This window comes from Streptomyces spongiae, assembly GCF_009377185.1.
Taxonomy (GTDB): domain Bacteria; phylum Actinomycetota; class Actinomycetes; order Streptomycetales; family Streptomycetaceae; genus Streptomyces; species Streptomyces spongiae.
Map to the genome: position 1 here is coordinate 1 of NZ_VJZC01000936.1, position 2,387 is coordinate 2,387.

Consider the following 2,387-nt stretch of genomic DNA (forward strand, 5'->3'; position numbering starts at 1 on the left):
GCGTTGTGCTGCCGGTGCGCCCATGCTTTTCAGGGGCGCGGGGCTGTGTCCATGTGCGGCTCCGCCGCGTGGGCGCGACAAGCCACAACGAACCCGCAGCCGCCCCAAAACAGAACCCCGCAGACGAGACCGCCGCCCGAGTCACACCGCACGTGGAACCCGGTGGACCCGCTCGCGGATCCGGACGGCCGTGACGATCTCGGCCACTCCGACCACGATGAGCAAGCAGCCGCTGACGAGGGTCAGGACGGCGACCGACTCGAACGGGAAGACGATCAGCACGACGCCGGCAAGGAAGCCGACCACGCCGAGGAGGATCTGCCGGTCGCGGGCGGGCATCGTCCGGTCGGACGCGGCGGCCAGCGTCTGGGTCAGCCCACGGAAGAGCCAGCCGATGCCGACCCAGAGGGCGAGCAGCAGGACCGACCGCATCGCGTCCCGGAAGCAGAACAGGCCCAGCAGTACCGACAGTGCCCCGCTGACGAAGGCCATGACCCGCAGCGAGGTCGTGGTGTGGGTACCGAAGGCCGACGCCAGCTGGAGCACGCCGCTGACGAGGAGGTACAGGCCGAAGAGCACCCCCGCGGCCAGCAGGGAGGCTCCAGGCCAGGCCAGGACCAGCGCGCCGAGGACGAGCGAGGTGACACCGGCGAGCATGACCGCCTGCCACGCCGTGCGCGAGAGCAGGTGCAGAGGACCTTCGAACGGGGCCTCGGGCGGCCTGCGGGAGGTGTCGTGCGGGGGTGTCGGGCCGTGCGGGGCGCGGGCGGCGTGGACCCGGCGGTCGTCGTACTCCGGGCCCCAGGGGGAACTGCTCGGCGGCTCGGTCATGGTTCATGGTCGGGCCGGGTGAGAGCGGGGTGCCATCCGGGGCGGGCCATGCGGCGGAGGGCTCGCGGCTTGCGGCTCGTACGGGGCCCCGGCCTCGGGTCCGTACGGGCCGGAGCTCGTGCGGACCCGGGGCTCGTACGGTCCGGGGTCCGGGGCTCGCGCCGGCCGGGGTCCAGGGCTCGTGCCGGCCCGGTTGCCCGGCTGCTACTTGCCGGAGGCCTTGGCCGCCGCCTTCATCTGCTGCTTGTGCGCCCGGACCTTCGCGAGGGACTCCGGGCCGGTGATGTCGGCGACCGAACGGAAGGAGTCCGGCTCGCCGTACGCGCCCGCGGCCTCGCGCCAGCCCTCGGGGTGTACGCCGAGCTGCTTGCCCAGCAGGGCGAGGAAGATCTGGGCCTTCTGGGCGCCGAAGCCGGGGAGTTCGCGCAGGCGCTTGAGGAGCTCCTGGCCCGTGGCGACCCCGTCCCACACCGCGCTCGCGTCCCCGTCGTAGTGCTCCACGAGGTACTGGCACAGCTGCTGGATACGGTTCGCCATGGAGCCCGGGTAACGGTGCACCGCCGGCTTCTGCGAGAGCAGGGCGGTGAAGGCCTCCGGGTCGTGCACGGCGATCTCATGGGCGTCGAGGTCGTCCGCGCCGAGCCGCTGGGCGATGGTGGCCGGGCCCTTGAACGCCCACTCCATCGGGACCTGCTGGTCGAGCAGCATGCCGACGAGCGCGGCGAGCGGACTGCGCCCGAGGAGCTCGTCGGCCTCGGGGTCCTGGGCGAGGTGCAGGGTGACGTTCATGCCTCGATGATCGCGCGGGGCGGCGTTGATCGCCCGGCGGGGGGTGCGGACCTGCACGGAATATCCCTGGGGAGCCGCGCTATCCCGCCCGCCAGTACCCGAACGCGTTCACCCGCTGCTTCGGCAGCCCCAGTTCCCTGCGGAAGTACGCCGTGAGTGACCGGGTCGTGGCCGTGTCGCAGGCGATCCCGGACCCGGTGATGTGACCGCTGGTCAGTAACCTGGGCCGGATGACCCCCGAAGACCTCGTCGCCCACTACGGACTGGAGCCCATTCCGCGCGAGGGCGGCCGGTTCCGCCGTACGTGGGCGGGGCCCGAGCGATCCGACGGCCGGCCGGAGGGCTCCGCCATCGTCGCCCTGCTCACCGCCGAGCCGGGTGACTACTCGGCGCTGCACCGGCTGCCCTCGGACGAGGTGTGGCACTTCTACCTCGGTGACCCGCTGGAGCTCCTGCTCCTCGCCCCGGACGGCTCGTCCCGTACGGCCCTGCTCGGCCCGGACGTCCTCGGCGGCCAGTGGGTGCAGTACACCGTGCCCGCCGGGACCTGGATGGGGGCGCGGGTTCTCGCGGGCGGTGCCTGGTCGTTGTTCGGCTGCACGATGGCGCCGGGCTTCACCTACGAGGGGTACGAGCACGGGGACGCCGACGCGTTGGCCGCGCGGTACCCGGCGGAGGCCGCCCGGATCGCCGAGTTGGGGCGGCCATGAGTGCGGCCATGAGCGGCGACGGGCTGCTGGCCGGGCAGGTCGCGCTGGTGACGGGGG

The 2,387-nt window shown here is 73.0% G+C and carries 3 protein-coding genes and 1 pseudogene; 1 reads left to right on the forward strand and 3 read right to left on the reverse strand.

What is annotated here, in order from left to right:
- Positions 1 to 141 precede the first annotated feature (141 nt).
- From FNH08_RS48870 to FNH08_RS48880, 3 genes and pseudogenes are all read right to left on the reverse strand, one after another.
- A complete protein-coding gene (locus FNH08_RS48870; RefSeq protein ID WP_152778359.1) occupies positions 142 to 831 on the reverse strand; it encodes an HdeD family acid-resistance protein in 690 nt (229 codons plus the stop codon).
- A 204-nt stretch (positions 832 to 1,035) separates the two neighbouring features.
- Positions 1,036 to 1,620 (reverse strand): HhH-GPD-type base excision DNA repair protein, encoded by a 585-nt coding sequence (locus tag FNH08_RS48875; protein WP_152778361.1) that lies wholly within the window; start codon positions 1,618 to 1,620, stop codon positions 1,036 to 1,038.
- Positions 1,621 to 1,699: 79 nt separating this feature from the next.
- Positions 1,700 to 1,807: pseudogene (locus FNH08_RS48880) on the reverse strand (SIP domain-containing protein); the annotation flags it as partial.
- Positions 1,808 to 1,850: 43 nt separating this feature from the next.
- On the opposite strand from FNH08_RS48880, the gene FNH08_RS48885 reads away from it, so the two are divergent.
- Positions 1,851 to 2,330 (forward strand): cupin domain-containing protein, encoded by a 480-nt coding sequence (locus tag FNH08_RS48885; protein WP_152778362.1) that lies wholly within the window; start codon positions 1,851 to 1,853, stop codon positions 2,328 to 2,330.
- The last annotated feature ends 57 nt before the right edge of the window (positions 2,331 to 2,387 follow it).

Coding starts and splice junctions, on each gene's coding strand:
- FNH08_RS48870 (WP_152778359.1), bottom strand. CDS start 831: ATGACCGAGCCGCCGAGCAGTTCCCCCTGGGGCCCGGAGTACGACGAC.
- FNH08_RS48875 (WP_152778361.1), bottom strand. CDS start 1,620: ATGAACGTCACCCTGCACCTCGCCCAGGACCCCGAGGCCGACGAGCTC.
- FNH08_RS48885 (WP_152778362.1), top strand. CDS start 1,851: ATGACCCCCGAAGACCTCGTCGCCCACTACGGACTGGAGCCCATTCCG.